This is a genomic window from Waterburya agarophytonicola KI4 (assembly GCF_020640915.1).
Classification (GTDB): domain Bacteria; phylum Cyanobacteriota; class Cyanobacteriia; order Cyanobacteriales; family Xenococcaceae; genus Waterburya; species Waterburya agarophytonicola.
On record NZ_JADWDC010000059.1, the window covers coordinates 22,145 to 28,831 of the forward strand.

The 6,687-nt window shown below is 39.7% G+C and carries 6 protein-coding genes; 3 read left to right on the plus strand and 3 right to left on the minus strand.

The genetic code is table 11. From position 1 onward, the window contains the following. Positions 1-4 precede the first annotated feature (4 nt). Entirely contained in the window at positions 5-1,546 is a 1,542-nt protein-coding gene (locus I4641_RS18350) for a hypothetical protein (protein ID WP_229642030.1), read from the minus strand. Positions 1,547-1,776: 230 nt separating this feature from the next. Here I4641_RS18350 and I4641_RS18355 point away from each other — a divergent pair, with 230 nt between their 5' ends. Further along, the gene (locus I4641_RS18355) at positions 1,777-3,057 is read left to right on the plus strand and encodes a serine hydrolase (RefSeq protein WP_229642031.1); all 1,281 of its coding nucleotides are present in this window, start codon (positions 1,777-1,779) and stop codon (positions 3,055-3,057) included. A 12-nt stretch (positions 3,058-3,069) separates the two neighbouring features. Here the strand turns inward: I4641_RS18355 and crtD are convergent, their stop codons facing one another. Then, positions 3,070-4,617, minus strand: a complete 1,548-nt coding sequence (gene crtD / locus I4641_RS18360) for a C-3',4' desaturase CrtD (protein WP_229642032.1) — start codon at positions 4,615-4,617, stop codon at positions 3,070-3,072. 150 nt (positions 4,618-4,767) lie between these two features. Further along, complete coding sequence (gene sixA / locus I4641_RS18365) at positions 4,768-5,265, minus strand: phosphohistidine phosphatase SixA (protein ID WP_229642033.1); 498 nt, start codon at positions 5,263-5,265, stop codon at positions 4,768-4,770. Between the two features lie 336 nt (positions 5,266-5,601). On the opposite strand from sixA, the gene I4641_RS18370 reads away from it, so the two are divergent. Both I4641_RS18370 and I4641_RS18375 read left to right on the plus strand, forming a co-directional pair. Then, a complete protein-coding gene (locus I4641_RS18370) occupies positions 5,602-5,796 on the plus strand; it encodes an NblA/ycf18 family protein (RefSeq protein ID WP_229642034.1) in 195 nt (64 codons plus the stop codon). 7 nt (positions 5,797-5,803) lie between these two features. After that, positions 5,804-6,649, plus strand: coding sequence for a M48 family metallopeptidase (locus I4641_RS18375; protein ID WP_229642035.1), 846 nt, complete (start codon positions 5,804-5,806; stop codon positions 6,647-6,649). Positions 6,650-6,687: the final 38 nt, after the last annotated feature.

The following is a 6,687-nucleotide window of genomic DNA, read 5'->3' on the forward strand; positions in this document are numbered from 1 at the left end:
TAATTTAAGGTTCAATAAAATCCTGGGCGTTGGGAGGAATAACTTTTAGAGTGCCACAGTCTCTAGGATCTACTGCTGCTTTAATACTATAAGGGTATTTAATTTCAGGATGAAAATAAGAACTATAGTAAAAAACATTATGAATTTGTGCAAAAGGTACGCTGGTAGGATCGGAGATGGCATGACGAGCGATCAGACAAATGCGATCGTTGGGTATCATTTGCTCTAAAAGCTCGGTTTTTACCGTATCTTTTAAATAGGGTTCCAAACTGTTAAAAACTGGTCTAAGGTAATAGTTGTCGATTTTAATACAGACTGTGACCAAAAATAAAAGACATACCACTCCTAAATAATTTGGTCTAATCCATTTTATAGCTGTTTGATGCCACGAAGAGACAAGATATAAGTTCAAAGAGACTAAGACAATCATCCAGAACATAAAATAGCGCAATTCGTGAGATTGAGGAAAATTAGCAGGAACGAGGGACATTAATAATACTGTAATCAAAGCTGCGATCGCTTTACGAGATTTATTAGAAGCTAGTTGTCTGTTTTGTAATTGTTCGACTATGGTTAAAATCGCCAGCAACAAGAAGTTAAACACTACGTAAGCCCCAAAGAAACCCCCCGCCCGATCTAGCAACGTTTCGTCCCCACCATTCCATTGATCTGTCGTCCATTCAGGAGTATTAATTTCGAGGATCGATCTCAACCATTTTTGTGGTCTATGCCCTTCACTATAGGTGTCGGGGGTTAGTTTATGATTGAGAACAATTCCCGCAACTTCGATTTTAATGGGATAAAAAGGATTGCCATATAGTGCGACATTTTTAATGGGCGTGGCGAAGATTAAAACTGAAGCGATAATTGCCCCTAGAATAGTTAGTCCTAGTTTGGGCTTGTTTTGAGTATCTTTAAAATAAAGCCAGACTAATCTGATTGCTACTACCCAATAAATCAAAAATACTAAAGGTTGTAGTTGCGGTTTTGTATTAACCCCTGCGGTTGCACTCAAAATAATGATAATTAGCTCTTGTTTGTTGGGTAATTGAGACTGTCTGAATAAGGAATAAACCATCATCATTAACGCAGACACCGCTACATTTCCTGGTAAATCGACAAAACTACCCGCAGCATGAGTTAACACCGCAGGAATAGTAAAAATAGCAATTACGGAAAGATATAGAGGGACTTGAAAATATTTTCTCAAGAGAGCAAAATAAGCAATTAAACTAAAATATCCGACTAAATTCGTTGCTTGAATGCGTCCTGTAATTTTCCACAACAAGCCCTGGAAAAAATGCGCCAGCAAAGGAAAACCATCGTAACGATGTTCGATTAAATTTTCCGAGATATAAGAACTTTTGGGAACAATTCCCCAAATTCTGGCAGCAAAGGGTAAATGATACCAACCAACATCATAATTTGTATCTATATCGATAATTGCCTTGAGAAATATAGACACTGCGACGATAATGGCGATCGAGTTGAGAATTATCTCTAATACTTGTCTGTTATTATTCCGCACTAAATTATTGATTACCAATCTAGTTGACCAGAATATTTTAAACCTTTGGCTCAATAGTCGAAATCTTGATACATAGCTGGCTTAAAAAAATCAGTAATTATATCAATGCAATTTCAGCCATAAACCCGACATACTGTTCATGACAGAACTATTATTGTCTGGGATCGAGTCACTGAATAGATCCCAGACAATAATAGTAAAAGTCCGAGTTTCCTCGCCAACGATCGATGTTAAATGATAAATGATAAATGGAGTCAGGAGTGAATCGTAAAGGGAAAAAAACGAACCCCACCCCAGCGAAAAAAAAACAACCCAGTCGCAAAAAGTCTGCGATCGCTAAAAATCAGAATCTATCGAAAGAAAAAAAAACCGCTAAACCCAATAGTCGAAAGTCTTTACTGAGTACGATCACAACCAAAAATTCCAGATTAAAACGCAATAGCGCAACGAAAAAAAATATTGCGGCAAAAACTGTCAATATTGCTCGAAAAACTGCCAATGCTAGGGCGGTAAAACCGAAACAGCCTCTATTGTTAGCTATTTATACTGTGGCTATTATTGTCGGCATTAGCACTATTTTGGGGACAACTATTTCTGTTGCCAATTCTTTTACCGCACCATTTCCCCAACAAGAGGCGATCGCAACTAAAGAGAAAAGCGAAAATTCGCCGAATCAAAGCAGGTTACAACAACTATTAAATATTGCTTCTTTGGGTCAAGAAATCGCGCCGTTAAAACTAAAAATAGAAGAATTAGCCCAAGAATATCCGACTCTCGAACCTGAAGTATTTTTAGTAGACCTAGATACAAAGGGTTTTGTAAGCATTCGAGGCAAACAAGAAATAGCTTCTGCTAGTACTATTAAGCTACCAGTTTTAGTCGCATTTTTTCAGGATTTAGATCGAGGAAAAATTAGGTTGGACGAACAGCTAACCATGACCAAAGAGTTGATGGCTGGTGGTTCGGGAGATATGCAATACCAAAAGCCTGGAACGAAATTTTCGGCTTTGGAAACTGCAACCAAAATGATTATTATTAGCGATAATACCGCTACTAATATGCTGATCGATCGCCTGGGGGGAATGGAAGTATTAAATCGGCGTTTTGTGACTATGGGACTAGCCAATACCAAATTACGTAACCCCTTACCCGACTTAACAGGGACGAATACCAGCAGTCCAGAAGATTTGGGCAGTTTGCTAATTAAAATAGATCGAGGAGAATTAGTATCTTTGCGATCGCGCGATCGCCTGTTGCATATTATGGGTAATGTAGAAAAAGATACCCTCCTACCTCAAGGCTTGGAATCTGGCGCGCTCATCGCCCACAAAACAGGGGATATTAAATCAGTCCTAGGCGACGTGGGAACGATCGATATGCCCAACGGCAAACGTTATATCGCCTCCATGCTAATCAAACGCCCCGATAATGCCCCTGAAGCCAAAGAATTTATTCAAAAGGCATCGGGTATTGCTTATCAATACTTCAAAAATCCCCAAACCCAATCTTTGAAAATTGAAGAAGAATAACCAATAACCAGTCTAATTACTCATGGCTTCAATTTGCCTCACGACAGTATATGCTGAATAACTCACCCCTGCCGTACCTTCTCCTGGGTGAGTAGAGTCGCCAACCAACCACAGGTGTTTGATAGGAGTACGATTGGCAAAGCCAAAAGGACCAAAGGTAGCAATACGCTGTCCCAAGCCTCCCACAATACCTTTGTCTCTAGCGGTATAGCGAGCGAATGTCCTGGGTGTAGCTGCTTCGACGTAAATAATATTTTCCGAACCCAGATCGAAATATGCTCCCAAACGGGAGATCGCTTCATCGGTGTATTGTTGTTTAATCTGGGCATAATCGCGATCGTCTCCCTTCCACCACAGATCGGCATCGGTAAAGGAAGATGCAATCAAAGTTGCTTGTCCTTCGGGGGCGCGTCCATCTCCTGGCTTACTAACAGAGACAAACAGGGAATTGTTTTCGCCGATAGTTTCATCTTGGTTGTATAAAAACTGTAGATGGGGCGAACAATTTGCGGGAATTGCCGATCGCTTTACTCCTAAATAAACTACAAATGCCCCTGATGGTTGGGGGATTTTATCGACACGACGCCGATAGTTATTTAAAGCTTTGTCTTTAGTGAGCTTGACCAGATTTTGAGCAGTTACGTTTGCTACTACTTCATCTGCTGTTTCTCGATAAATCTCGCCTGTTTTTTGGTTGCGAACAGTTACCCCCGCCACTTTCCCCGATGCAGTATGAATTTCTTCTACAGTGTGACCCATCAACAGCTTACCACCATATTTCTCCAAACCAGCTACCAGGCGATCGCTCAATACCTGCATGCTTCCTTCTAGATGAAATAATCCCTGGGGTGATTGAGAAACCGCTAGGGCAGTAGCTGCATATAACAATGCTGTCTCGTCCGTACCAACTTGAGAATATAGCTTTAACTGAAGATCTAAAAAAGTTTTGAGGCGTTTATCTTCATACAAACCATATAGCTTTAAAGCATCAGCAACGGTCATCAAAGTAAAGGGTACGGTAATTAGAGTATCTGGTCTGACCGCCGAAATCAACTGCCACACATCCCAGACACTACGGGGAGGTAAGACAGGATCTCGTCCCTGAAATCGCCAGCTAGCCTGAAATAAACGATTTAATAGATTCCAGAATGGTTCGCTACCAGGAAATTGCTTTTGTCTTTCTGCTTGCCATTGATCGGCATCGCGCCATACATTGATCGGTGTGGTTTCTCCTGGTAAGAATACCCCACAAGCAGGGTCGCAAAAAGTGGCAGTAGGAGGTTCGATTTCTAACTCCTCAAAGATACGGTGATGTATGCCACCAAGCTCTAAACCAGCTACCTGAGTCGCCCCTACGTCGAAAGTAAAACCGCGACGCTTAAAAGTAGAAGCACATCCTCCTGGTACGATCGCCTGGTCAAAAATAGTTACTTCGTATCCCTGTTTGGCTAATAATGCTCCTGCTGTTAAACCACCAATGCCAGCACCAACTACAACTACGCGGGATTTTTGCTTATTGCTCGAAGGGATCGGCGATCGCGGACTTGGTTCATTTGTCATTTGTCATTTGTCAAAATAATAAAACGGATCGGGAATTATGGAAGAAGTTTAATCAATAAGCACTCGTTGCGATCGCATGTTTTCAAGATAATAATGGCGATCTGCTGAATGTGGGTTAGAAGGATAAAAAGCGATCGTAATATAACCCAACTAACAAATCAACCATTTTGGAGAAGTTAATAAAAACAGAGTGCTTCGGGCAATAGGCGTACCAACACTAGGAAGTTCTAGACCGATAATTCCTGCCTTTTTAACTACCATTTGTCCTTTGATCGTTCCCCAAATTAGCATTTCTGCCCAATTGCTTAAATCTGGTTGATGTCCCACTAAGGCTAAATTACCGTTAGGGCGATCGATCTGCCATTTCTCCAGCCACTCCAACCAATCTTTTATTTGTCCTCCAGGTTTAAGGGGAGAAAAAACTTCAACATCTGTCGACAAACTTACTTGGTGTAAGATTTCTGTTGTTTGGTAGGCTCTTATTAGAGGACTTGTCAGGATTAAATCGAATTTTATATTTAGTTCTAGTAATCTTTGGGCTACTTCAGTGGTTCTTTTGATACCTTTGTTTGTTAAAGGGCGTTGTTCGTCATCAGCATAAGTTCCTCTTTCGGCTGCGATACCATGACGGATTGAATAAACTTTCATACTCGTACTTAATCCAATACCAAATTAAAGCACTTTTCCCATAAATAACCCCTCGCAATATTCTTTTTTAAAAAATGCGATCGCAATATTAACAGGAGTGGAATTGTAAGAGAGAAAACCATTACTCATTACTCATTACTCATTACTAATGTAATTAATTTAGGTATCATTAACCATACTCAAAAAAGCACTTTGTTCAAAAAACTTATAACTTTCTTCCTTTTGATAGAAGCAAAACCCCACTCAAATCATTTAATGTAAATATACAGTTGAAGTTGCAAGGTAAAGCAGATTAATTCAATTGTTCAAAGTTATTTTGTCTGGAGACTTTCTAAAATGAACGGAAATACTTCTGGTTTTCAACTAAATATGGATTTGACTATGGAACAAAAATTTAAGATGCGTATTTTTGAAGAGTCTGTTCGAGCAATGAATCCAGACGAGGCAAGAGATTTATTACTGCAAGCTTCTAAACTATTGATGCTTAAAGATAATATTATTAAGGACTTGATGAAACACGAGTATATTTAATTAGAAAATGGTCACAAATTGGACGAAGGCAATAAGATGGCGTATTACTCTGTTGGCTGGCTTTGTACTTACGAGAAGTAGTTTACCCGTGTCTGCATCGGAAATAGTTGCCGTTGATTTTTTAGATATATTCCAAGGAGCTGTAGAATTTATTGAAGTAGCAACTATTTCCGACGAACAAGAGGTGGAAATAGGCAAACAAACAAATCAACAGGTATTAAGTCAATATCGACTTTATAACAATCCTCAAATTCAAGAATATGTCAAAAACCTGGGTCAAGAATTGCTCGCTAATAGTGATAGCAGAGACATACCTTTTACTTTTCAAGTAGTTGATAGTAATGAAGTTAACGCTTTTGCTACCCCTGGAGGATTTGTTTATGTGACTACTGGACTGCTGAAAACTGCTGAAAATAGAGCGCAGCTAGCGTCAGTTATGGCTCATGAAATAGCCCACATTAATGAAAGACACGGTATCGATAGTTTAAAACAGGCAGTCGCAGCAAGGGGAATGGCTACGGTTGCAGGAGTAGAAACTAGCGTTTTGGCACAAACAGCCTATCAACTAGCAGTGGATTTGCCTCAAAGTCGTTCTTTTGAATACGAAGCAGATAGTAGCGGATTAAAAATCTTGCAACAGTCAGGCTACCCCAGTCAAGCCTTTGCTGATTTTTTGGCTAAGTTAGAAGGAGGGGGTGGTACTCCTCAATTTTTACGTACCCATCCTTCTAGTGAAAATAGAATTGAAGCAATTTCTCAAGATAATACAGACAGCGCTATCGACAACAATAAAGGACAAGACACTACAGAATATCGCAACAACGTTCTTTCGTTACTAAGTAGTTCCACCTAAATAAAAGTAAAATAGAAAATGATGTATTTGAGATAGTG